22 protein-coding genes and 2 riboswitches are annotated in these 23846 nt (G+C 69.8%); of the genes, 4 read left to right on the top strand and 18 right to left on the bottom strand.

The window, feature by feature from the left end:
• Positions 1 to 161: 161 nt before the first annotated feature.
• The 8 genes from glyA to ACVDFE_RS14950 form a co-directional block, all read right to left on the bottom strand.
• On the bottom strand, positions 162 to 1427 hold the full coding sequence (glyA, locus tag ACVDFE_RS14985) for a serine hydroxymethyltransferase (protein WP_458430785.1): 1266 nt from the start codon (positions 1425 to 1427) through the stop codon (positions 162 to 164).
• A 13-nt stretch (positions 1428 to 1440) separates the two neighbouring features.
• Positions 1441 to 2535 carry a glycine cleavage system aminomethyltransferase GcvT gene (gcvT, locus tag ACVDFE_RS14980; protein WP_458430784.1) on the bottom strand — a complete coding sequence of 365 codons (1095 nt, stop codon included), beginning with the start codon at positions 2533 to 2535 and terminating at the stop codon, positions 1441 to 1443.
• A 99-nt stretch (positions 2536 to 2634) separates the two neighbouring features.
• A riboswitch (glycine riboswitch) is annotated at positions 2635 to 2722 on the bottom strand.
• A gap of 1 nt (position 2723) precedes the next feature.
• Positions 2724 to 2815, bottom strand: a riboswitch (glycine riboswitch).
• A gap of 45 nt (positions 2816 to 2860) precedes the next feature.
• Positions 2861 to 3163 carry a DUF3817 domain-containing protein gene (locus ACVDFE_RS14975; protein WP_360390208.1) on the bottom strand — a complete coding sequence of 101 codons (303 nt, stop codon included), beginning with the start codon at positions 3161 to 3163 and terminating at the stop codon, positions 2861 to 2863.
• Positions 3164 to 3177: 14 nt separating this feature from the next.
• The gene (locus tag ACVDFE_RS14970; RefSeq protein ID WP_360390211.1) at positions 3178 to 3561 is read right to left on the bottom strand and encodes a hypothetical protein; all 384 of its coding nucleotides are present in this window, start codon (positions 3559 to 3561) and stop codon (positions 3178 to 3180) included.
• 129 nt (positions 3562 to 3690) lie between these two features.
• Positions 3691 to 4182, bottom strand: coding sequence for a helix-turn-helix transcriptional regulator (locus ACVDFE_RS14965; protein WP_360390214.1), 492 nt, complete (start codon positions 4180 to 4182; stop codon positions 3691 to 3693).
• A gap of 164 nt (positions 4183 to 4346) precedes the next feature.
• Positions 4347 to 4526, bottom strand: a complete 180-nt coding sequence (locus tag ACVDFE_RS14960) for a hypothetical protein (protein WP_360390217.1) — start codon at positions 4524 to 4526, stop codon at positions 4347 to 4349.
• A 336-nt stretch (positions 4527 to 4862) separates the two neighbouring features.
• Positions 4863 to 5987: a CaiB/BaiF CoA transferase family protein gene (locus ACVDFE_RS14955; protein WP_360390220.1), complete on the bottom strand. Its 1125-nt coding sequence runs from the start codon at positions 5985 to 5987 to the stop codon at positions 4863 to 4865.
• Entirely contained in the window at positions 5984 to 7120 is a 1137-nt protein-coding gene (locus ACVDFE_RS14950; RefSeq protein ID WP_360390222.1) for an acyl-CoA dehydrogenase family protein, read from the bottom strand. The genes ACVDFE_RS14955 and ACVDFE_RS14950 overlap by 4 nt, the downstream gene beginning before the upstream one ends.
• Positions 7121 to 7227: 107 nt before the next feature.
• On the opposite strand from ACVDFE_RS14950, the gene ACVDFE_RS14945 reads away from it, so the two are divergent.
• The 3 genes from ACVDFE_RS14945 to ACVDFE_RS14935 are packed head-to-tail and all read left to right on the top strand — an operon-like array spanning position 7228 to position 10953.
• Entirely contained in the window at positions 7228 to 7662 is a 435-nt protein-coding gene (locus ACVDFE_RS14945) for a GNAT family N-acetyltransferase (RefSeq protein ID WP_458430783.1), read from the top strand.
• Positions 7663 to 7718: 56 nt separating this feature from the next.
• Complete coding sequence (locus ACVDFE_RS14940) at positions 7719 to 8921, top strand: acetyl-CoA C-acetyltransferase (protein WP_360390226.1); 1203 nt, start codon at positions 7719 to 7721, stop codon at positions 8919 to 8921.
• A 49-nt stretch (positions 8922 to 8970) separates the two neighbouring features.
• Positions 8971 to 10953, top strand: a complete 1983-nt coding sequence (locus ACVDFE_RS14935) for a 3-hydroxyacyl-CoA dehydrogenase NAD-binding domain-containing protein (protein ID WP_458434338.1) — start codon at positions 8971 to 8973, stop codon at positions 10951 to 10953.
• A gap of 100 nt (positions 10954 to 11053) precedes the next feature.
• Here the strand turns inward: ACVDFE_RS14935 and ACVDFE_RS14930 are convergent, their stop codons facing one another.
• Positions 11054 to 12004, bottom strand: a complete 951-nt coding sequence (locus ACVDFE_RS14930; protein ID WP_360390228.1) for an AraC family transcriptional regulator — start codon at positions 12002 to 12004, stop codon at positions 11054 to 11056.
• A 224-nt stretch (positions 12005 to 12228) separates the two neighbouring features.
• On the bottom strand, positions 12229 to 12801 hold the full coding sequence (locus tag ACVDFE_RS14925) for a DM13 domain-containing protein (protein ID WP_458430782.1): 573 nt from the start codon (positions 12799 to 12801) through the stop codon (positions 12229 to 12231).
• Between the two features lie 351 nt (positions 12802 to 13152).
• On the opposite strand from ACVDFE_RS14925, the gene ACVDFE_RS14920 reads away from it, so the two are divergent.
• Positions 13153 to 13536 carry a hypothetical protein gene (locus ACVDFE_RS14920; RefSeq protein ID WP_360390234.1) on the top strand — a complete coding sequence of 128 codons (384 nt, stop codon included), beginning with the start codon at positions 13153 to 13155 and terminating at the stop codon, positions 13534 to 13536.
• Between the two features lie 43 nt (positions 13537 to 13579).
• Here the strand turns inward: ACVDFE_RS14920 and ACVDFE_RS14915 are convergent, their stop codons facing one another.
• From ACVDFE_RS14915 to ACVDFE_RS14880, 8 genes are all read right to left on the bottom strand, one after another.
• The gene (locus ACVDFE_RS14915; RefSeq protein WP_360390236.1) at positions 13580 to 14605 is read right to left on the bottom strand and encodes a LacI family DNA-binding transcriptional regulator; all 1026 of its coding nucleotides are present in this window, start codon (positions 14603 to 14605) and stop codon (positions 13580 to 13582) included.
• Between the two features lie 35 nt (positions 14606 to 14640).
• The gene (locus tag ACVDFE_RS14910; RefSeq protein ID WP_458430781.1) at positions 14641 to 15204 is read right to left on the bottom strand and encodes an N-acetyltransferase family protein; all 564 of its coding nucleotides are present in this window, start codon (positions 15202 to 15204) and stop codon (positions 14641 to 14643) included.
• A 234-nt stretch (positions 15205 to 15438) separates the two neighbouring features.
• Positions 15439 to 16860, bottom strand: a complete 1422-nt coding sequence (locus ACVDFE_RS14905; RefSeq protein ID WP_360390242.1) for a GH1 family beta-glucosidase — start codon at positions 16858 to 16860, stop codon at positions 15439 to 15441.
• A gap of 4 nt (positions 16861 to 16864) precedes the next feature.
• Positions 16865 to 17689: a carbohydrate ABC transporter permease gene (locus tag ACVDFE_RS14900; RefSeq protein WP_360390245.1), complete on the bottom strand. Its 825-nt coding sequence runs from the start codon at positions 17687 to 17689 to the stop codon at positions 16865 to 16867.
• A 7-nt stretch (positions 17690 to 17696) separates the two neighbouring features.
• Positions 17697 to 18602, bottom strand: a complete 906-nt coding sequence (locus tag ACVDFE_RS14895; RefSeq protein ID WP_458434337.1) for a carbohydrate ABC transporter permease — start codon at positions 18600 to 18602, stop codon at positions 17697 to 17699.
• Between the two features lie 71 nt (positions 18603 to 18673).
• Entirely contained in the window at positions 18674 to 19936 is a 1263-nt protein-coding gene (locus ACVDFE_RS14890) for an ABC transporter substrate-binding protein (RefSeq protein ID WP_458430780.1), read from the bottom strand.
• Positions 19937 to 20428: 492 nt separating this feature from the next.
• Entirely contained in the window at positions 20429 to 22945 is a 2517-nt protein-coding gene (locus ACVDFE_RS14885) for an ABC transporter permease (RefSeq protein WP_458430779.1), read from the bottom strand.
• A 4-nt stretch (positions 22946 to 22949) separates the two neighbouring features.
• The gene (locus ACVDFE_RS14880; protein WP_360390253.1) at positions 22950 to 23702 is read right to left on the bottom strand and encodes an ABC transporter ATP-binding protein; all 753 of its coding nucleotides are present in this window, start codon (positions 23700 to 23702) and stop codon (positions 22950 to 22952) included.
• Positions 23703 to 23846: the final 144 nt, after the last annotated feature.

The raw sequence follows: 23846 nt of genomic DNA, 5'->3' as shown, positions 1-23846 counted from the left end.
GGGGTTCCCGTCGTTCCGCTCTCACCCGATCGAGTGCTCTTTCACGTCACGCGGGGGCCCCGCGTTCCCCACAGGGAAACGCGGGGCCCCCGCGTGACGTTCGAACAGGCGGAGAAGGGGTGGCGCCGGAGGTCCGGTGCCGCCCCTTCGTTGCCACAGGGTTAGAGCGTGGAGTACAGCGGGTGCTTCGCGGCCAGCACCTCGACGCGGGCGCGCAGCTCGTCGATCGCGGCGCCCGGCTTGAGGGCCTCGGCGATCACGTCGGCGACCTCGGTGAAGTCCACCTCGCCGAAGCCGCGGGTGGCCAGTGCCGGGGTGCCGATGCGCAGACCCGAGGTGACCATCGGCGGGCGCGGGTCGTTGGGGACCGCGTTGCGGTTGACCGTGATGCCGATCCGGTGCAGCACGTCCTCGGCCTGCTTGCCGTCCAGCTCGGAGTTGACCAGGTCGACCAGGACCAGGTGCACGTCCGTGCCGCCGGTCAGCACCTTCACGCCGGCCTGCGCGACGTCGGGCTGCGAGAGGCGGTCGGCGAGGATGCGGGCGCCGTCGAGGGTGCGGCGCTGGCGGTCGGCGAACTCCTCCGACGCGGCGTGCTTGAACGCCACGGCCTTGGCGGCGATCACGTGCTCCAGCGGACCGCCCTGCTGGCCGGGGAACACCGCCGAGTTGATCTTCTTGGCGATGTCGGCGTCGTTCGACAGGATCACGCCGCCGCGCGGACCGCCGAGGGTCTTGTGCGTCGTCGTGGTCGTGACGTGGGCGTGCGGGACGGGCGAGGGGTGCAGGCCCGCGGCCACGAGGCCCGCGAAGTGCGCCATGTCGACCATCAGGTAGGCCTCGACCGAGTCCGCGATGCGGCGGAACTCGGCGAAGTCCAGCTGGCGCGGGTAGGCGGACCAGCCGGCGACGATCAGCTTCGGGCGGTGCTCGGTGGCGAGGCGCTCGACCTCGGCCATGTCGACGCGGCCGTCACCGTCGGAGACGTGGTACGGCACGACGTTGTAGAGCTTGCCGGAGAAGTTGATGCGCATGCCGTGGGTCAGGTGACCGCCGTGCGCGAGGTCCAGGCCGAGGATCGTGTCGCCGGGCTGCAGCAGCGCGAACATCGCGGCGGCGTTGGCCTGGGCGCCGGAGTGCGGCTGGACGTTGGCGAAACCGGCGCCGAAGAGCGACTTGATGCGCTCGATGGCGAGGCGCTCGACGACGTCGACGTGCTCGCAGCCACCGTAGTAGCGGCGGCCGGGGTAGCCCTCCGCGTACTTGTTGGTCAGCACCGAACCCTGGGCCTGCAGCACCGAGACCGGCGTGAAGTTCTCCGAGGCGATCATCTCGAGGGTGCCCTGCTGGCGCGCCAGCTCGGCCGCAACGGCCTGCGCGACCTCGGGGTCGTACTCCGCGAGGGAGGCGTTGAACTGGTCGGACATCTGGAGGATCTCCCTACTTGGCGCGCTTGTAGAACGGAAGTGCGACGACCTCGACCGGCTGCTTCTTGCCGCGGACGTCCACCAGCAGAGGGGTGCCGGGCGCGGAGCTCGCCCGGTTCACGTAGGCCATCGCCACCGAGTAGCCCAGGGTCGGCGACAGCGCGCCCGAGGTCACCTCGCCGACGACCTCGTCGCCGTTCAGCACGGCGTAACCGTGGCGGGGCGCGCGGCGCTCGGGGGTCTTCAGGCCGACCAGCACGGAGTCCACATCGGACTCGGACACCTCGGCCAGCGCCTCGCGGCCGACGAAGTCGCCCGGCTTGTCGAGCTTCACGACCCGGCCGAGACCCGCGTGGTACGGGGTGAGCGAGGTGGTCAGCTCGTTGCCGTACAACGGCATCCCGGCTTCCAGGCGCAACGTGTCACGGCAGCCGAGACCGCACGGCTTGAGCTCGTGCGGCTGCCCGGCCTCCAGCAGCGCCGTCCACACTGCGGCGGCGTCGTCGGGCGCGACGAACAGCTCGAAGCCCTCCTCGCCGGTGTAGCCGGTGCGCGCGAGCAGCGCGTCCACTCCGGCCACCTTCGAGGGGTAGGAGGCGTAGTACTTCACCGTCGACAGGTCGGTGTCGGTCAGTCCGGCGAGGACCTCCACCGACTTCGGACCCTGGATCGCGATCAACGCGTAGTCCGTGGACCTGTCCGTGACGGCGGTGTCGAAACCGGCGGCCCGCTCGACGAGCGCCTCGGCGACCACGGCGGCGTTCGAGGCGTTGGCGACGACCATGAACTCCTCGTCGCCCAGCCGGTAGACGATCAGGTCGTCGACCACGCCGCCGTCGGCCTGGGTGATCATCGTGTAGCGGGCCTTGCCGACCGCGAGCGCGGAGATGTGGCCGACCAGCGCGTAGTCGAGTGCGGCACCGGCCTGCGGCCCGGTCAGCACGATCTCACCCATGTGCGTGAGGTCGAACAGGCCGGCGGTGGTGCGCACGGCGTGGTGCTCGGCCAGCTCGCTGGAGTAGCGCAGCGGCATCTTCCAGCCCGCGAAGTCGGTGAACATCGCGCCGAGCGACTCGTGCTCAGCGTTCAGTGGCGTGAGGCGGGACATCAGAACGCTCCTCCAGGGTGCGCCGAAGAGCCGGGCCAGGCCGGCTGAGGCAACAGAAGAATGACACGGTCCACCGGAGACTCCTCACCAGAGCGAGCCTCCCCCTCTGTCATGAGCCTGAGAGCTTCGTCGCCGGAGCGACTTGCACCGTGGGCGAGGCTCCTGATGAGCCTGCTTTCCAGAGTTGCCTTCGTCGTGCGGTATCTGTGCCTGAGAGATTCCGGGGAGGAGTTGCTCCTTCGGCGCTCCCGCTGAAGGGAGCTTCTCCCGCGCGACATCGACGGCCGTGTTCAGTTGGTTGCCCCAGACGCTAGCAGGCCGAACGTCACAGCGGCACGCCCTGAGCAGTCTTCTCCACCACCTTGCGCTCCGCCCAGAACGACAGGAACGGGATCGTCCCCGCGACCAGCACGAGCGCGGTGCCCTTGATGGACCAGCGCAGCTTCAGCGCCAGGTCGACCGAAAGCACCAGGTAGATGGCGTAGAGGAACCCGTGGATCGGGCCGACGACCTTCATCGCCTGGTCCATGCCGGCGGCGTACTTCAGCACCATCGCCACGACCAGCAGCAGCAGGAAGACACCGACCACGTAAGCCATGACCCGGAACCGGGTCAACGCACCCTTCATCTGCCCGCCTTCGCTCAACGACCGTCCCGCGCGTTGAGGTCCGCGAGCATGCGGTTGTAGGCCGCGAGCTCCGCGTCTTCTTCGTCGTCGAAGTGCTCGACAGGCGCGGGTTTGACGGCGTCAACGGTAGTCACCGGTGCGACGGGGGGTGCAACCGGCTCCGGTGCGGAGAGAGCCTCGTCACGGCGCTGGCGCGCGAGACGGCGGAACCGCCACACCATGAAGAGGGGGAAGAGGCCGAAGAGCGGCCACTGGAGCACGTACCCGAGGTTCTGGAACGTGCCGCTCGCGGACTCGAAGCGCTGCCACTGCCACCACGCGAGCCCGCAGCAGAGGACCAGCGCCGCCAGACAGGCGAGCGCGATCAGCACACGCTGGGGAGTAAGGAGGCCGCGCACGACCTCCACACTACTGGGGTGAGGCCTCCTGTCAGGAGGCCACCCGTGAGGGGTAGCGCGCCACGGGAGCGCGCGTGCCCGTTTGCGAGTGAACTTCGGGGCTGCCGATGCCTCGACAGCCCGCTTCTCCTACGCCACGCCGTCCCGGCGCTGCCTCTGCAGACGAGCAACGCACCAGGCCGCGGCCGAACCGCGGCGGAGGTGCTGGAGAACCGTCATCGGTCCCAGGCGCCTTCCGAGGTCGGCAGGCGTGAGGCCGGCGGCGCGGTAGTCGAGCGCGCGCTGGTCCAGCGGGCTGATGCCCGCGTCCCACCACTGCTCGGCCTCGGCGACGTCGCCCACCAGCTGCCAGTAGCTCGCCGCGGCGGCGAGCAGTGCCTCGGGTGCCTCCGGCGCCCGCTTGCGCATCGCGGCCACGTAGGCCGGATCCGCCGAGTCGACCTTGACCAAGCCACGCGGCCCACTCCTGCCTCCCCGCTGCACGGGGATGCCGGGCGCCGAGGGGGGAGCCTCCGCGAGCCACGCGTTCTTGATCCGGTTCACCTCCTGCATCTCTGCGTCGTCAGACCGTTCAGCCGCCCACTGCTGCAACAGCTCGTGGACCCCGGAGTCCTCGACCATCCATGCCTCCTCGTCGGTCGGGGATCGGCCATTGCAGCGGAAGGTATTCGGTAGGTCTGACAATCGCCAGACCCTGAATCGCCAGAACACCCGTTACCAGTGCGTGATTGGCCTCATTCCACCCGTCCGGCTCAACGCGGAGGGCCGAGGATCACCGAGGGTCACTAGGCGACGGGGGTGGCCGTCCCGAAGAGGCTCCTGACGAAGGTGATGATCGACTCCGCACCCTCGCGCAGCCAGCCGAGGGCCGTCTGGACCCCCGACGCGGACTCTTCCGGCTGGGTGATCAGGAGGAACAGCACCAGCGCGACGCCCGCCAGCACCAGCACCTTCTTGAGGTTCACAGGTCCCTCTCCGTCCATGTCGCTCACAGGTGGGGCGGCGAACCGCCCGTGTCACCCGACATGCTCCCTCATTCACCCGTGCGATGAACAACCACCACGCCAGGCAGGGCGGCGGATCCACCGCCACCGCACGTCTGCACCGGGCCTGTTGTCACCCGAATGGCGGCTAAAGCCGCCGGTTTCCAGCGCCGATGTCCTGGGCACGAGGTGAGCGCGAGGACCCTCGAATCCCACAGCTTGGACAAGACACAGGTGCACCGGCCTCACCCGGATGCCGAATGCCCGGCATCACGCTCCGTCACGGCGTGGTGTCGTCATTAATGCGCCTCCGACCGTTCACGCAATTGCTCCAGCCCGCCGCAGTTCCGCAATTCGGTCTTCCGCCACACCCATGTTCGCGAGCACTTCCGCGGTGTTCGCCCCGACCGGCACCGGAGGGGTCGGAACCGCCGCCGGGGTCCGGTCGAACCGGGGCGCCGGCGCCGGGTGCCGCACACCGGCGACGTCCACGAAGGTGGCGCGCTCCGCGGTGAACGGGTGCTCCGCCGCCTCGGCCGGGGTCAGCACCGGCGCCAGGCAGGCGTCCGTGTCCCGCGCGAGGTCGGCCCACTCGTCCCTGGTGCGGGTCCTGACCGCCGCCGCGATGTGTTCGCGCAGCTCAGGCCACCGGGCCGGGTCGTTGCGCGACGGTGCGTCCGCCAGCCCCAGCACGCGCACCAGGTCGGCGTAGAACTTCTCCTCCAGCGCGCCGATGGCCACGTACCTGCCGTCCGCGGCCTCGTAGACGTCGTAGAACGGCACCCCGCCGTCGAGCATGTTCTCGCCGCGGCCACCGGACCACATGCCCGCGTTGCGCATGCCGTGCAGGAACGTGGTGAGCAGCGCGGCACCGTCGACCATGGCCGCGTCCACGACCTGGCCGCGCCCGGACCGCTCCCTCTCGTACAGCGCGGCGAGCACGCCGAGGGCCAGCAGCAGCCCTCCCCCGCCGAAGTCACCCAGGAGGTTGATGGGGAACGACGGTGGCCCGCCGGCCCGGCCGAGCGGTTCCAGCGCGCCCGCGACGGCGATGTAGTTGATGTCGTGCCCGGCCCGGTCGGCCAGCGGCCCGTCCTGGCCCCACCCGGTCATGCGCCCGTAGATGAGGCGCGGGTTGCGGGCCAGGCACTGCGCGGGCCCGATGCCGAGCCGTTCGGTGACGCCCGGCCGGAAGCCCTCGACCAGCACGTCCGAGCGTTCGACCAGGGTCAGCACCAGCTCGGCGCCCTCGGGCGTGCGGGTGTCGACCGCGATCGAGCGCCGGTTGCGGCCGAGGAAGTCACCGGGGACCGCCGGGTGGGCGCCCGGTTTGTGCACCTGGACCACGTCCGCGCCGAGGTCGGCGAGCACCATGCAGCCGAACGGCGCGGGCGCGAGGCCCGCGAGCTCGACGACCTTCAGCCCCGCGAGCGGCCCGCTCACAGCGACCTCGCGATGATTTCCTTCATGATCTCGTTCGTGCCGCCGTAGATCCGCTGCACGCGGGCGTCGGTCCAGGCGCGGGAGATCGGGTACTCGTTCATGTAGCCGTAGCCGCCGAAGAGCTGCAGGCACTCGTCGACGACGCGGCTCAGCCGGTCGCTCGCCCAGTACTTCGCCATAGCGGCGGTCGGCACGTCGAGCTCGCCCTTGAGGTGCTTCTCGACGCACTCGTCGATGAACGCCCTGGTCACGGCCGCCTCGGTGGCGCACTCGGCGAGCTTGAAGCGGGTGTTCTGGAACTTGATCAGCTCCTTGCCGAACGCCGTGCGCTCCTTCACGTACTTCAGCGTCACGTCGACGGCGGCCTCGATGCCCGCGATCGAGGCGACGCCGATGATGAGGCGTTCCTGCGGCAGCTGCTGCATGAGCTGGACGAAGCCCATGCCCTCCTGGCCGCCCAGCAGGTTCTCCGCGGGCACCCGGACGTCGTCGAAGAACAGCTCGGCGGTGTCCTGGCCCTTCATGCCGACCTTGTCGAGCACGCGGCCGCGCCGGATGTCGTGCTCGACCACGAGCAGCGAGATGCCCTGCGCGCCCTGACCGGGGTCGGTCTTCGCGACGACGACCACGAGGTCGGCGTGCACGCCGTTGGTGATGAAGGTCTTGGAGCCGTTGATGACGTACTCGTCGCCGTCGCGGATCGCCTTCGTGCGGATGGACTGCAGGTCCGAGCCCGCGCCGGGTTCCGACATCGCGATCGCGCCGACGTACTCGCCGGACGCGAGCTTGGGCAGCCAGCGGTGCTTCTGCTCTTCGGTGCCGTAGGAGTTGAGGTAGTGGGCCACGATGCCGCTGTGGACGCTGTTGCCCCACGAGCTGTCGCCGGCACGTGCCTGTTCTTCGAGCAGAACGGCCTCGTGTGCGAACGTGCCGCCACCGCCGCCGTACTCCTCGGGGATGCTCAGGCACAGCAACCCGAGCTCGCCCGCCTTGGTCCACAGGTCGCGGTCGACCTGCTTCTGCTCGGCGAAGCGCTCCTGGTGCGGCACGACCTCCTTCTCCATGAACGTGCGCGCGAGCTGGCGCAACTGGTCCAGGTCGCTGTCCATCCACCGCGATCGACGCTCTGCCATGCGGTCAACGAAACCACCGGCGGGTGGCCGACGCCATGACCGCCGCGCCTGCCCGTCACCCGAAAAACTGAGCGAAAAAACCACCTCGGTCGGTCAGACTGCCCGGTGTGCGGATTCACCGGGTCAGCCAGGACGACTGGTGGGTGTGGCGTGACGTGCGGCTGGAGGCGCTGGCCACCGACCCCGGCGGCTTCGGGTCGGCGCTGGCTCACGAGCAGGCGTTCACCGAGGACGACTGGCGGGAGGCCGTCGAGCGGGGGCTGAGGCTCATCGCGTTCGCCCCGGAGCCGGTCGGGCTGGTCGGTGCCACGCCGAAGCCCACCGGCCTGCACCTCTGCTCGATGTGGGTCAGGGGCTCCCACCGCGGCCGCGGCGTCGGGGAGGCGCTGGTGGACGGCGTGCTGGCGTGGGCTGCGGACGAGGGCTGGAAGGTCGTGCGGCTGCGCGTGTACGAGGACAACCTGCCCGCACGCAGGCTTTACGGGAGGCTCGGGTTCATCGACTGCGACGAACCCGAGCACATGGAGCTCCTCCTGAGCTAATCGGTCACCCTCCACGGTCATGGCCAGCGCCAGGAGCCGGGCTTAGCGTGGGTGCCATGAGCGAAGCCTTGATCTTCGACGCGGTGCGCACGCCGCGCGGCAAGGGCAAGCGCGGGTCGTTGCACAGCGTGCGGCCCGTCGAGCTGGCCGCCGGTGTCCTGCGCGCGCTGTCCGAGCGCAACTCCCTGGACACCTCCTCGGTGGACGACGTCGTGTTCGGCGTGGTGTCCCCGATCGGCGAGCAGGGCGGTGACATCGCCCGCGCGGCGGTGCTGGCCGCCGGGTGGGACCAGCGTCCCGCCGGTGTGCAGCTCAACCGGTTCTGCGCCTCCGGCCTGGAGTCGGTGAACCTCGCGGCGGCCAAGGTCGCGTCCGGGTTCGAGGACCTGGTGGTGGCCGGTGGCGTCGAGTCGATGTCGCGCGTGCCGATGGGCTCCGACGGTGGCGCGTGGGCGATCGACCCGGCCACGAACTTCGACCTGTCGTTCGTGCCGCAGGGCGTGTCGGCCGACCTGATCGCGACCCTGGAGGGCTTCTCCCGCACCGACGTCGACGCGTGGGCCGCCCGGTCGCACGCGAAGGCGTTCGAGGCGCAGAAGAACGGCTTCTTCGAGCGGTCCGTCGTCCCGGTCGTCGACCAGAACGGCACGGTGGTGCTCAAGGAGGACGAGACGATCCGCCCCGAGTCCACCGTGGAGTCCCTCGGCAGGCTGAAGCCCAGCTTCCAGTTCCACGGCGACCTCGGCTACGACACCGTCGCGATCGACCGCTACCCCACCGTCGAGCGCATCAGCCACGTGCACACGCCGGGCAACTCGTCGCAGATCGTCGACGGCGCCGCGGCCATGCTGATCGGCTCCGCGGCGGCCGGCCGGGCGCTGGGCCTCACCCCGCGCGCGAAGATCGTGTCCGTCGCGGTCGTGGGCACCGAGCCGACGATCATGCTGACCGGTCCGGCCCCCTCGGCGCGCAAGGCGCTGGACAGGGCGGGGCTCTCGGTCGAGGACATCGACCTGTTCGAGGTCAACGAGGCGTTCTCGTCGGTCGTGCTGAAGTTCCTGCGGGACATGGACGTCCCGGAGGACAGGGTCAACGTCAACGGCGGCGCCATCGCGCTGGGCCACCCGCTGGGCGCGACCGGCTGCATGATCCTCGGCACGCTGCTGGACGAGCTGGAGCGCCGGGACCTGCGCCGCGGCCTGGCCACGCTGTGCGTGGGCGGCGGCATGGGCATCGCGACGATCATCGAGAGGATCTGAGGTGCCTTTCCACTACGACAAGGACTCCGACGGCATCGTCACCCTGACGATGGACATGTCCGGCTCCGCCAACGTGATGAACGACGAGTACCGCGAGCTGATGGGTGACGCCGTCGCGAAGCTCGAAGGTGACGACATCACCGGTGTGGTCATCACGTCCGCCAAGAAGACCTTCTTCGCCGGCGGCGACCTGAACGTGCTCATCGCGATCACCCCGGAGAACGCCTCCCAGGCGCTGGAGGGCGTCGAGGAGCTCAAGGCGCAGCTGCGCAGGCTGGAGAAGCTCGGCAAACCGGTCGTGGCCGCGATCAACGGCACCGCGCTCGGCGGCGGGTTCGAGATCGCTTTGGCCGCGCACCGCCGAATCCTGCTGAACGACAACGGCATCCGCGTCGGGTTGCCGGAGGCGACGCTGGGCCTGCTGCCCGGCGGCGGTGGCGTGACGCGCATGGTGCGGCTGCTGGGCGTGCAGAAGGCGTTGCCGTTGCTCATGGAGGGCAAGCAGCTGCGGCCGGAGCGGGCGCTGCAGGCCGGGATCGTGCACCAGCTCGTGGACACGCGCGAGGAGCTGGTCTCCGAGGCCCGTGCGTGGATCAAGGCGAACCCGGCGCCCGTGCAGCCGTGGGACGTGCAGGGCGCGGGTGTGCCGGACCTGAAGTTCGGCGACCCGAACAGCTACGGCCTGCTCGGTGCCGCACCCGCCGTGCTGCGCAAGAAGTCGCACGGCGTCTACCCGGCGCCGGAGAAGATCATGGCGACGGCGGTCGAGGGCGCGTACGTCGACTTCGACACCGCGTTGAAGATCGAGGGCCGCTACTTCGTGGAGCTGGCGTCCGGCCAGGTCTCGAAGAACATGATCACGGCGTTCTGGTTCAACCTCAACGAGGTCAACGGCCGCGCGTCCGCCACGGGCAAGCGCGTCGCCAAGCTCGGCGTGCTGGGCGCGGGCATGATGGGCGCCGGGATCGCCGAGGTGTCCGCGAAGGCGGGCATCGAGGTGGTGCTGAAGGACGTCAGCCTCGAAGGCGCTCAGAAGGGCGCCCAGGGCCTGGCGGGCATCACGCCGACCGACTCCGACGACGACCTCGCGGGCTGCGACCTCGTCATCGAGGCCGTCTTCGAGAACCGCGAGCTGAAGAACGCGGTGCTGCCCGCCGCCGAGGCGAAGGCGTTGCCCGACGCGGTGATCGCGTCCAACACCTCGACGCTGCCGATCACCGGTCTCGCGTCGTCGGTGTCCGCGCCGGAGCGGTTCATCGGCCTGCACTTCTTCTCGCCGGTGCCGAAGATGCGGCTCGTGGAGATCATCCGCGGCGAGAAGACGTCCGAGGAGACGTTGCAGCGCGCCCTGGACTACGTGCGGCAGATCGGGAAGACGCCGATCGTGGTCAACGACTCGCGCGGCTTCTACACCTCGCGCACGTTCGGCACGTACGTGATCGAGGCGATCACGATGCTGGCCGAGGGCGTGGCGCCGGCGCTGATCGAGAACGTCGCCAAGAAGTCCGGCATGGCGGTCGGCCCGCTCGCGGTGTCGGACGAGGTGACGCTGTCGTTGCAGCTGAAGATCCACGACCAGACGCTCGCCGACGACCCGTCGCTGGTGTCGGACAGCCCGGCGTACGACCTGATCCGCGAGATGGTCTCGCTGGGGCGCACCGGCAAGTCCGGTGGCGCGGGCTTCTACGAGTACCCGTCCGACGGCTCGAAGAAGTTCCTCTGGCCAGAGCTCACCACCCGGTACGCGAAGGCCGACGCGGGCGTGTCCGAGCAGGACGTGCGCGACCGGCTGCTGTTCGTGCAGGCGCTGGAGACCGTGCGGTGCCTCGACGAGGGCGTGCTGACCTCCGTGGCGGACGCGAACATCGGCTCGATCTTCGGGTTCGGGTTCGCGCCGTGGAGCGGTGGCACGCTGCAGTTCATCAACTCGTTCGGCGTGCAGGCGTTCGTGGAGCGGGCGGACTACCTCGCGGACACCTACGGCGAACGGTTCCGTCCCCCGGCTTCGCTGCGGGAGCGCGACAGGTTCTGAGCAGGTTGCCAGATGTCGTGCCTGTGACGCCCCAAGTTCCCGCACCTGGCTCTGCTGGCGTCTGCAACGAGGGGCGAACGAGATTTCTGGCACCAGGTGCTCAGGCGCGGTAGGAGCCGGGTGAGGACCCGGTCCACCGCTTGAAGGCCCGGTGGAAGGCGCTCGCCTCGGAGAACCCGAGGCGCAGCGCCAGCTCCTCCACCGACTCACCGCCGCGCACGAGCGACGCCACGGCCTGGTCGCGCAGCAGCTGTTCGCGCACCTCGCGGAACGACGTGCCCTCCGCGGCCAGCCTGCGCCGCAGCGTCGGCGCGGAGATGCCGAGCCGTGCCGCGACCGCCTCCAGGCCCGTGACCCCGCTGCCGAGCAGCCTGCGCACGTGTCCGGCCGTGTCGGCGCCGTAGTCCCTGCGCGACAACAGCTCCGCCGGCGAGTGCCGCAGGAACCGCTTGAGCGCCGCCTCGTCCTGCACCACCGGCATCCGCAGGAACCGGGGGTCGAAGCTGATCGTCGTGTCCGGTGCGCCGAACGCCATCGGGCAGCTGAAGATCAGGTGGTACTCCCCGGCGTGCGCGGGCTCGGGGTAGGCGAAGGTGGCCTGCCGCAACGGGATGCGCCGGCCGATCAGCCACGACGAGAACCGGTGCCACAGCACGAGCAGCGACTCGGTGAGGAAGTGGTCGGGGTCGCCGGGGACGTGCAGCCGGAAGGTGCCGCCGGTGAGGGCGAGGTCCAGCGGCTCGTCGAAGAGCGAGTAGAACGCGAGCCCCCTGCGCAGCGCCGACTCGAGGTCGGGGCAGTGCACGGCCAGCAGGCACATCATGGCGAAGGTGCCGCGTTTGGACGGTCGCGGGCCGAAGCCCATGAACTCGTCGTCGAGGACCTCCCACAGCGTCTGGACCAGCCGCGTGTACTGGGCCGGCGTGACGCGCGCCCGGTCGTCGGCGAGCAGCGAGGCGGGGACCCCGGCACCGGCGAGCACCTCGTCCGCGCGCGGGCAGGCGCGCAGGGCCGCTCGCACGTAGTGGATCGCCACGGTCCGGGTGTGCACGAGCCACAGTAAAACGCCTGCGGGCCACCGGCGGTGGCGCGACCCCGGGGAGAGCCGGGGTCGTGCCACCGCCGGAGAAGGCCCACCCGGTGAGCCGTGCTCCTCACCGATGGGGCTGACCGCCCACCCACCGGCAAGGGACGATGTCGTGATCTCACAATGACGCTATGTGGTCTAGACCACAAAAGTCAATAGTGCGAACAGAGCAGGCGGGAGCGGGTGTTTCAGGCCTGTTCCAACGGTGCTACGGCAAAGCCCGCGGAGAAGCGCTTGCACCAGATCACGACACTCCGAATGGTGGAGACGTCGACTCCGGCCGGAATTTCGTACACCTGGTCGCCACGATTTCCCTTCAGCTTGCCGAGACTGGTGAATCCCTGTCCGAAGGTCTTCTCCGCCGCGGTGGACGCGTGCGGCGAGAGGTAGACGTACAGGTCGGGGCCGTCGCTGGTGGCGAGCGCCGCGAACTGCACGGAGTGCCCGCCACCAGGCAGTTCGACGAGGCTGGCCCGGCCGGTGGTGGCGTGTTCGAGCGACCGCCATGCGCCGGTGGCGACCTCTCGCGGCGTTTCGACCGGCGGGGGCGTGACGGGAGTGGCTTCCGCACTCGTCCCGGACGTCGTCATCGGCGCGGACGAGGTGGGTCCCGCGGGAACGAGGAGCGCCTCGTTCGTTTCGCGGGTCGTCAGCAGGCGCCACGGCTGGAACAGGTACAGGCCGACCCCGAGCGCGACCACGAGGACGAGTGCGACGGGGATCAGGAATCGACGATGGCGCATACCGAAATACTGGCGCAAATCGGACCGGTAAGACCTTACTGAGTTGTTAAGGCGGCACGGTCGACGCCGGCCTCCCCCTGTGCGCGCGTTCGGGTCCGCGTCACTCGATGGAGCAGTTCGCCGAGGTGTTCACCTGCTCGGGTGATGCTCCGGCGTGGCGCCTGACCGGAACCGTGCTGGTGGCAGGGCTTGCGGGGGCCGGTCCGGTGCTCGCCCGGACTGCGGTCCGCTGACGGCGGCCACTCAACCAGGGGCGTCAGGGCGCCGATAAGGCAGTCAGGTGAGCGTTCTCCTGCGCCCTTACTACCGGTAGCCTGCCGTGAGCGTGACCACCTGACTTCCATCCGTGAGCAATTGAGGAGGACTGCCGTGCGCGCACTGTGGGCCGCTGGCGGCTCCGCTGTGCTCGGCTCCGCGTTGCTCGGTGTGTTGGTGGGTATGGCCATCCACGGTGTCTCGGAAGAGGCCCCGTCGGCCGGAACACCCGGTTCCAGCTGGATCACCACCACCCCGAGCACGTCACTGAGCAGCACCGAGACCACCACGCCGTCGAGCAGCGCTCCGCCGAGTCCTCCGAGCTCCACGTCGAGCACGCAGCAGACGCCCAGGAAGACCACCCCGCCGCCGGCCGTCACCAACCCGGCACCGCCGCCACCGGTGAGCACGACCACGACGACCACGGCGACGCCGTCGGGGTGGCCGTGCAGCCCGCTGAACCCGTTGCCTCCGCCCACCTGCAAGAACCCGGGGTGAGTCCGCGCGCCCCGCTCAGCCGGGGCGCGCACTCCCCTGCTGGTCAGGCGGACTCGCGCCGCACCAGCGCCGTCGGCAGCATCTCCTGCTTGCGCTTCACCGTCTCGTCGCGCAGCAGCTTCATCAGGTGCGCGACCATGTGCTTCACCTGCGAGTCCGAGTCCTGGCGCACCGAGGTCAGCGGCGGCACGGTGTGCTCGGCGATCGCGATGTGGTCGTCGAACCCGACCACGGCGACGTCCTCCGGCACCCGCTTCCCGGCCTCGTTCAACGTTTCCAGCGCGCCGGCGGCCATCAGGTCCGACGCGACGAACACGGCGTCGAGCGCGGGCACCTTCGCCAGCAGCGCCGACATGGCCTTCCGGCCGCCCTCGCGGGTGAAGCCGCCGTCCTCGGTGAGGCGGGCCGCGGCCTTGTCGTCCAGCTTGAGCGCGGACTTGAAGCCGTTCAGCCGGTCGATCGCCGACAGCTCGTCGAGCGGGCCGGAGACGTGCACGATCTTGCGGCGGCCCAGCGACTTGAGGTGCTCGGTCGCGAGGACGGCGCCGCCCTCGTTGTCGTTGTCGACGAGGTGCATGCCGCGCAGGGAGCCCCAGGGCTTGCCGGCGTAGACCACCGGCAGCGGCAGCTTCTTCACGATCGAGACCAGCTCGTCGTTGCGGTGCGGGGCGAACACCAGCGCGCCGTCGACGTGGCCGCCCGCGAGGAAGCGGTGGGCGCGGGCCTGGTCGTCGAGCGAGTGGACGAGCATGAGGACCATCTGCACGTCGACGTCGGCCAGCGCGCGGGCGCCCGCGCGGATGAGGCGCGCGAAGTGCGGGTCGTCGAAGATCTTGGGTTCGGGCTCGGAGAACACGACGGCGACGGCGCCGGTGCGGCGGGTGACCAGTGCCCTGGCCGCGCGGTTGGGTTGGTAGCCCAGCGCGTGCACGGCGGCGTTCACGGCCTCCAGTGCCTCGGGGCTCACCCTCGGCGACGCGTTCAGCACCCGTGACGCCGTGGCGCGGGAGACCCCTGCCCTCGCGGCCACGTCCTCCAGCGTCGGTCGCGCGTGGTTGGACACGAGCACCACCACTCCTCGATGAAAAGCCTTTGAGTCGCTGGTCAGCTTAGCCGCAAGCGATCTCGGAGGAGGGTTTCCGCGTTTTTCAGCGCGATTTTTCCCCAATAGCGGCCACTTTCGGCGGATCGGGCGTGCTTCCCCGTGGCGCGATGGAGACCCGGACCAGTCCGTCCTCCCGGCGGGTCGCAACGGGCAAACCGGCGGAAACGGCCGTCCGCACCAGAGCGGTCGACGAAGGCAGGCACCACGCCACGAGCTTCCCGACAGCCGAACAGCTCCGCCTCGGAAGCCAGTGCGGACAGCAGCGCGGCACCGACTCCACGGCGTTGCCACGCGTCCTCCACCAGCAACGACACCTCCGCGCAGCCCGGCAGCCCGGTGCGGATGAGCTGCCCCAGCGCGATCAGCCGGTCACCGTTCTGCACCACGGTCGTGGTCCCGCGCGAGGGGCTGAGCAGGCGGTGCAGCCAGCGCCGCGGCACGGTGCTCATCCCGGAGTGGTAGCGGTTGAACAACGTCCCCATCGAACATCTGCCGTGCAGCGCGGCGACGGCGTCGGTGTCCGCGGCCGTGCCCGGACGCAGCACCAGGTCCTCGGTGAGCACTCCTCGCATCATGCGAACCAGGATCGCCGGGTGCTGTTGCGGGAACGCGACACCGCGGTAAAACGATCCAGAAAAGCCCGGGGTCTCGAAATGGGGGAATTGTCGCGCGTCCCCGGCGAACTCCGCCGTCCTGGCCAGTGACGCCGAGCGGCCGGAAAAACGAGAGAGCGCTCTCACCTGCGGACGGGCGTGTCCGCGGGTGAGAGCGCCGGAGTCCCCGGTCCGGCCGAGCGGTCAGACCGCGTAGCCGTGCGCCGGCAGGCCGTTGTTCCCGATGATCCGGGAGAACGTCGCCGCGCTCTCCTTGACCGTGCGCTGCTGCGTCTCGAAGTCGACGTGCACGATGCCGAACCGCTGCGAGTACCCGGCCGCCCACTCGAAGTTGTCGAGCAGCGACCACGCCAGGTACCCGCGGACGTCCGCGCCTTCGGAGATGGCCCGGTGCACCGCGCGCACGTGGTCCACCAGGTACCTCGTGCGCTGCACGTCCACGACGCGACCGAGCTCGTCGACCTCGTCCGGGAACGCGGAGCCGTTCTCGGTGACCACCAGCGGGATGCCGTCGACGTGCTTCGACAGCCGCACCAGCAGCTCGGTGAACGCGTCGGCGTTCTGCTCCCAGCCGAAGCCGGTGAGCTCACCGCGCGGCGGTTGCAGCGCCACCCCGCGCAGGCCGGCGTGCGGGCCCTCCGGCACGAAGTCCTCCTCGGCCGGTGCCACGCGGGTCGGGTTGTAGTAGTTGACGCCGATCCAGTCGACCGGGGTCGCGATGGTCTCCATGTCGCCGTCGCGCACCACGTTCGTCCAGTCGCCCAGCCAGGCGGTGTCCTGCAGGACGTCCAGCGGGTAGCCGCGGCCGAGCACCGGGTCGAGCAGGATGCGGTTCTGCAGCCCGTCGACCTTGCGCACCGCCTCCAGCGAGGCCTCCGAGGAGTCGTCCGCCCAGATCGTGCTGAAGTTCAGCACGAGCGACAGCCGGTGCGAGGCCGGGGCCTGGGCGCGCAGCGCCTGCGTGGCGAGGCCGTGGGCGAGCAGCAGGTGGTGGGCCGCCTCCAGAGAGGCCACCGGGTCGGCCACGCCGGGGGCGTGGATGCCGTTGCCGTAGCCCAGGAACGCCGACACCCACGGCTCGTTCAGCGTCGTCCAGGCCTCCACCCGGTCGCCGAGCCGTTCGTGCACGACGGCCGCGTACTCCGCGAAGCGGTAGGCCGTGTCCCGGTTGCGCCAGCCGCCGAAGTCCTCCAGCACCTGGGGCAGGTCCCAGTGGTACAGCGTGGCCAGCGGCTGGATGCCCTTGTCCAGCAACGTGTCCACCAGCCGGTCGTAGAACGCGAGCCCGCGCTCCTCGACCGCGCCGCTGCCGCTGGGCTGCACGCGCGGCCAGGCGATGGAGAACCGGTAGGCGGCCAGCCCGAGCGAGACCATCAGGTCCACGTCGGAGGCGTACCTGCGGTAGTGGTCGCAGGCCGGGTCGCCGCCGTCGCCGTTCAGCACCTTGCCCGGCGTGGCCGCGAAGGTGTCCCAGATCGAAGGCCCCCGACCGTCCACTGTGGTCGATCCTTCGATCTGGAACGCCGCGGTCGCCGCTCCCCACAGGAAGTCCGGCGGGAAGCTCAGCACCTCCCGCTCGACCTCGACGTCCGAGTCGGTCGTCATTCACTCACCCCTTCACAGCACCCTGCATGATTCCTCCGACGATCTGGCGGGAGAGCAGGACGAAGATCGCGATGACCGGCAGGACGGCGAGCGACGCGCCGGCCAGCATCAGCGAGTAGTCGGTGTAGTAGCCGCTGGCCAGGGTCGACAGCGCGACCTGGACGGTCGGGCTGTCGTTGGGGTCCAGCACGATCAGCGGCCAGAAGAAGTCGTTCCACGACGTCATGAACGTGAACATCCCGAGCACCGCCGCCTGCGGCCGGACGGCGGGGAACCCGACGTGCCAGAACGTCCGCAGCACCGAGCAGCCGTCCACCCGCGCGGCCTCGATCAGCTCGTGCGGCACGGTCTCCTCGCACGCCTGGCGCATCCAGAACACCGCGAACGAGCCGATCAGCACCGGGACGATGACCGCCTGCAGCGTGCCGTACCAGTCCAGGTCCGACATCAGCATGTACAGCGGGATCACGCCCAGCTGCGTCGGCACCATCGCGGTGCCGAGCACGACCAGGAACAGCGAGTCGCGGCCCTTGAACCGCAGCCGGGCGAACGCGAAGCCCGCGAGCGTGCCCAGCACGACGTTCGAGATGGCCACGGTCGAGGCGACGATGAACGAGTTCTGCATGGCGAGCCAGAAGTCGACCGTGTCGAAGACGCGGGTGACGTTCTCGACGAGGTTGCCGCCGGGGACCAGCGGCGGCAGCTTCTCGCCGAGCACCGAGTTGTCCTTCGACGCCACGATGAACGAGTAGTACAGCGGGAACACCGAGGCGGCGAGCACCGCGACCAGGAACCCGTAGAGCAGCGGTCCGGCCTTCGTGCGAGTCATCGGCCGATCACCCCTTCGACGCGATGCGCCGCGTCAGCGTGAAGTTGATGACCGCGACCACCAGCACGACGAGGAAGAGCATCCACGCCACGGTGGCCGCGTAGCCCGCGTCGAACAGCCGGAAGCCCTTCTCGTACATGTAGAGCACGAGCGTCTGGAACTGCCGGTCGCTGCCACCGGTCGAGTTGTTGGCCGCGAAACCGGGGTCGAACAGCGCGGGTTCGGCGAACAGCTGCAGACCGCCGATCGTCGAGGTGACGACGGTGAAGAGGATCGTCGGGCGGATCGACGGCACGGTGATCGACCAGAACATCCGCCAGCGCGAAGCACCGTCCAGGGTGGCCGACTCGTACATGTCCCTCGGCACCGACTGCATGGCCGCCAAGTACAGCAGCGCGTTGTAGCCGGTCCAGCGCCACATCACCATCGACGACACGGCGAGGTGTGAGGCCCACGTCTCGGCGCGCCAGTCGACCGGGTCGATGCCCACCAGCCCCAGCAGGTAGTTCACGATGCCGAAGTCGCGGCCGTAGAACTGCGCGAACACCAGCGCGACCGCGGCGACCGAGATGACGTTCGGCAGCAGCACTCCCGCGCGCCAGAACGCCCTGCCGCGCAGCCCCCGGTCGAGCAGCGCGGCCAGGCCGAGCGCGGCGAGGAGCTGCGGGACGGTCGAGAGCACGAACAGGCTGATCGTGTTGAACAGCGCGTTCCAGAAGTTCGGGTCGCCGAACAGCCGGCTGTAGTTCTCCAGGCCGACGAACCCCTGGTCACCGTCGATCAGCTGCCAGTCGTGCAGCGACACCCACGCCGTGTACAGCAGCGGGTAGAGCCCGAAGACCGCGAAGACCAGGAAGAACGGCGCGATGATCAGGTAGGGCGTGTACCTGGCGTCCCAGCGGCTCAGCCCCAGCCGCCGGGGCTCGTTCGAGGACGGAGGAACCGAGGCGGCCCTGGCCGCCTCGGTCTCCGGACGCGTCAACGTCACTTGACGAGGTCCTGTGCTTCCTTCAACGCCTGCGTCCAGGCGTCTGCTCCGGACTGCTTGCCCTGCTCGACGCGCGTGAGCGCGGTGCCGAACACGGGGCCGACCTTCGAGTCCTTCGTGCCGCGGTAGGTGGGCTTGAGCGACTCGGCGGAGGTGGCGAAGATCTGGCCCACCGGCGCGGAGTTGAAGTACTCGTTGACCGTGGCCTGGACCTCGGCGTCCTGGTAGACCTTCGGCTGGCTGGGCAGGTTGCCGGTCTCCTTGAAGATCCGCTTCTGCTGCTCGGGCGCGGTCAGCCACTTGGCCAGCTCGTAGGCCTCCTTCGGGTGCTTGCCCTGCTTCGGGATCGCGAGGAACGACCCGCCCCAGTTGCCGCCACCGCCGGGCGCCGTCGTGACGTCCCACTTGCCGGCCGCACCGTCACCGGCACCGGCCTTGATGAGCGCGAGCGCCCAGGCGGGGCAGGTGGTGGTGGCGAACGAGCCCTGCTTCAGCGCGACGTTCCACTCCTGGCTGAACGGCTCCAGCGCACCGGTCTGCTGCTTGGTGCCGAGCGCGGCCGCGGTGTCGAACGCGGTCTTGACCTTGTCGTTCTTCTCCGCGATGTAGGAGTCGTCCTTCGCGAAGTAGCCCTCCTCGGTCTGGTCGAGGATGGCCTTGTAGACGTTGCGACCGGTGTCGACGAACTTCACGTTCGGCGTCTTGGCCGTGAACTGGTCCGCGACCTTGGCGTAGTCCGCCCAGGTCGGCCACAGCTTCGCGACCTCGGCGCGGTCGGTCGGCAGGCCGGCCGCGGCGAACAGGTCGCTGCGGTAGCACAGGCCCAGGCTGCCCATGTCGGTGCCGAGGCCCAGGACGAACTCACCGTTGTCGGCGGTGCCCTGGTTCCACTTCCAGTCGGCCCACTGCGACTTCAGGTCCTTGGCGCCGTACTCGGCGAGGTTCACGAACTTGTCCTTGGAGGCGCGGAACTGCGAGATCACGCCCTCCTCCAGCGCGACGATGTCGGCGGCACCGCGGCCACCCGCCAGCTGCGTGGCGAGCTGCGTGTTGTGCTGCTCCATCTTGACCTTGCGCTGCTCGATCTTGACGTTCTGGTGCGAGGCCATGTACTCCTCGATCAGCTTGTCGTAACCGAAGTCGGAGAACAGGCCGAGTGACAGCTCGACCTTGCCGTCAGCCTCGGAACTCCCGCCGCATCCCGCGACCAGAACCATCACGAGGGTCGCAGCAGCGCTGCCGACCAGCCTTCTGTTCATCCGTCCTCCTCGACGGCGCCGTTGGCGCATGTGAACCTCGGTGAGAGCGCTCTCACACTCAACTGGAGACGCGCCGGTGTCAAGCGGTCGACATCGTTCCGTAACTTTGTGGACAGGAGCAACAAAAACCTGGGACGAACTCCCGCGGCGTCTCAACCGGGTGGCGCGGAAGCGCCGGAACGGAGAGAGGGACGACCGGGCCCTCGCTCCGGTCGTCCCTCTCACCCCAGGTAGAGGGCGTCGCGCCCAAAAGATGACGCGCGCTCCCAAGATTTTTTCCACTCCCGCCCGTCCACCCCCTGCTGGGTGGGCACGCGGGGCCCTTCCGTGCACCAGGAGAGTACGAAAGCTCCCCGCGTGCACTCGACACAGCGGAGGTCCGGTGCCCCGAGTGCACCGGACCTCTGCCGATCCCCGGTCGTGCGGCCCCTGTTCCGCACCACCCGGTCCGTTCCGGCGGGTCCCCGAACTCACCCGGCCGGAACGGACGTCCTACGCCTCCGCCATGCCCGCCACCACGGAGCTCTTCGCCGCCCGGCGGGCCGGGAGGGCGGCCGCGGCGACCGCAGCGACCACGGCGAGGCCGAGCATGATGCCGATCTGGCCGTACGGGACGGAGAAGCTGATCTGCAGCTCCGAGTTGGAGATCGCCTGGACCAGCAGCCACCCGAACCCGGCGCCGAGCACGACGCCCACGACCGCGCCGATCAGCGCCATCAGGATCGACTCGACCACCAGCATCTGCCGCAGCTGGCCCCTGGTGAGGCCCAGCGCCCGCAGCAGCGCCGACTCGCGGGTCCGCTCCAGCACCGAGAGCGTCAGCGTGTTCGCGATGCCGAACAGCGCGATGACCAGCGCCAGGCCGACGAGCGCCCAGATGAAGAGCAGGATCTGGTCGATCTGGCCGTTGAGCTCGGCCTTCGTCTCCGCCGCCGAGTTCAGCACCGCGACCGGCGAGGTGGCGATGACGCGTTCCAGGTCGGCCCGCGCGGTCGCGACGTCGGTGCCGGGAGCGAGCTTGACCAGCAGCTTCTCGTAGCCCTTCGGGGCCTCGGGGAGCAGGGCCGTGGCCGAGGGCAGCGTGACGATGCCGGTGCCGTAGCTGTTGTCCTTGAGCAGCGAGACGACCGTGAAGTCCTTGCCGCCGAGCTTCAGCGACGACCCGATCGAGAGGCCCGCTTCCTTGGCCTCCTTCTCGCGCATCGCGATCTCGCCGTCCTTCAGCGGGGTCAGCGGCCCGGTGGTCGTCTCCGCCCGCACCAGCGAGCCGATCGCGTCCGCCGGGTAGCCGGTGACGTAGGCGTAGGGCAGCTGCGGCGACTCGGTGGACGCGGTGAGCTGCGGCGCGACCTGGGCGACGGTGCGGACCTTCGCGAGCTCGTCGGCGAACTTGGAGGTCAGCGGCTGGCTGTAGACGCTGGAGCTGACCTCGTAGTCGGACGGGAACCGCTCGTCGACCTTCTTGCTCATCGTCTCGCGGCCGCTGCCGGCCACCACGGTCACCATCGCGACGATGGTCACGCCGATCATCAGCGCCGCCGTGGTCGCGGCCGTGCGCTTCGGGTTGCGGCCGGCGTTGGCCGAGGCCAGCTTGGCCGGGACACCGCGCAGCACCTTGCCGAACAGGCGGTTGACCGGGCCGACGTAGAGCGGGCCGAGGAGCAGGACCGCGAGCAGCAGCACCATCGTGGCACCGCCGGTGATGAACATCGCCAGCTCTTCCTCCTCCTGCCGGAGACCGAAGTAGACGGCGACGCCACCGGCCAGCGCGATCAACGCGGCGAGGACGATGCGGACCTTGCCGGTGCGGGCGACGTCGTCGTGGCTGTCGGGCTGCGAGCGCAGCGCGGCCACCGGGGCGACCTTCGTGGCGCGGCGGGCCGGCAGCACGGCCGACAGCACGGTCACGACCACGCCGACGCCGAAGCCGGCGGCGATGGTCACCCACGAGATCGGCAGGCGGATCGCGACGTCGTCCCCGCTCGGGCCGCCGACCGTGCCCACCAGTGCCTGCAGGCCGGCCGAGACGCCGAGACCGCCGAGGATGCCGAGCACGGACGCCGCGAGGCCCATGAAGACCGCTTCGGCGAGCACGCTGCGGAACACCTGGCCGCGTTCGGCACCGACGCAGCGCAGCAGCGCGAGCTCCTTGGTGCGCTGGGCGACCAGGATCGTGAAGGTGTTGTAGATGACCATGCCCGCGACGACGAGCGAGATCGCGGCGAACGCGAGCAGGAACGTCTTGATCTCCGCGGCGGCGTCACCGACCTGCTTGAGCGTCTCCTGGGTCAGCTGCTCACCGGTCTGCACCTGGTAGCTCGCGCCGACGACGCCCTTGATGGTGTCGACGAGCTGCTGCTGCGACACGCCGTCCTTGGCCACGGCGACGATCTCGTACACGCGCTGCTTCGGGATGACCGTGCGCAGGCCCTCCGGCGACACCACGACGTGGTCGCTGCCGGACATCGAGAGACTGCCGGCGCCCTGCTGGTAGGTGCCGACGACGGTGAACGCGTGCTCGGCGTTGTCCTCGTCGAGCAGCTTGACCTGGTCACCGACCTTGAGCTTCGCGATCTGCGCGGTCTTGGTGTCGACGGCGGCCTCGTCGGCCTTGGCCGGGAACCGGCCGTCCCTGAGGTTGAAGTCGCGCAGCGCCTCCGTGGTGGGCAGCGGCTGCACCAGCGCGTTGCGGGCCTTGCCGTCACCGCCGAGCAGTGCGGCGCTGCCGAACTCGCGGGAGTCGGCGCCGGCCACACCGGTGGCGGCGCGGATCTTCTGCAGGAAGTCGACGGGGATGCCGTTGTCCCGGTCGGGGCTGTTCTCCGACAGGTGCACCGCCGCGTCCACGTTGCGGGCGCTGCGGGCGAAGTTGTCCCTGGTCTGCTCCTCGACGGCGTCGCCGAGCACGAGGGTGCCCGTCACGAACGCGACGCCGAGCGCGATGGCGATGCTGGACAGCACCAGCCGCGCCGTGCGGGCGCGCAGGCCCGCGAGGATCGTCTTCAGCATCGCTTCACGCCCCCAGGTGCGTGAGGGCGTTGACGACGGACTCGGTGGTGGGCTGGTGGATCTCACCGGCGAGGCGGCCGTCGGCCAGCAGGACCACGCGGTCGGCGTAGCTGGCGGCCACCGGGTCGTGCGTCACCATGATCACGGTCTGGCCCAGCTTGCGCACCGACATGCGCAGGAAGTCGAGCACCTCGGCACCGCTGCGGGAGTCCAGGTTGCCGGTCGGTTCGTCGGCGAAGATGACCTCGGGGCGGGCGACCAGGGCACGGGCGCAGGCCACGCGCTGCTGCTGGCCACCGGACAGCTCGGTCGGGCGGTGGGTGAGGCGGTCGCGCAGGCCCAGGACGGTGACGATGGTGTCGAACCACTCCTGGTCGGGCTTGCGGCCGGCCAGTTCGAGGCCCAGCAGGATGTTCTGCTCGGCGGTGAGCGTCGGCAGCAGGTTGAACGCCTGGAAGACGAACCCGACGCGGTCGCGGCGCAGCTTGGTGAGGTCCTTGTCGTTCAGCTTCGTGATCTCGGTCTGTCCGATGTGGATCGCACCGCTGTCCACCGTGTCCAGTCCGGCGAGGCAGTGCATCAGCGTCGACTTGCCGGAGCCGGACGGGCCCATGATGGCGGTGAACCGCCCGGCCTGGAACGCGACGTCGATCCCGTCGAGCGCCCGCACGGCGGTGTCACCCTTGCCGTAGACCTTCACCAGGTTGTGGGCCGCCGCGGCGGTCCGGGTGCCGACCTCGGACACCAGTGCAGACATGTCTCGTGCCTTCCTCGCAGGGGGTCTGTCCTTGACGAGGAAGAAGCTATTTCGGTGGCTCGTGCGCGGACATCATCTCGCCGACGCGTTCCGCATCAGCCTGTGGGATGACAACCCACGGCGATTCGAGCAGCCCCCGGTCGT

This window comes from Lentzea chajnantorensis, from assembly GCF_054300775.1.
Note: the sequence above shows the minus strand (reverse complement) of the source record. Positions and strands in the feature narration are given on the sequence as shown.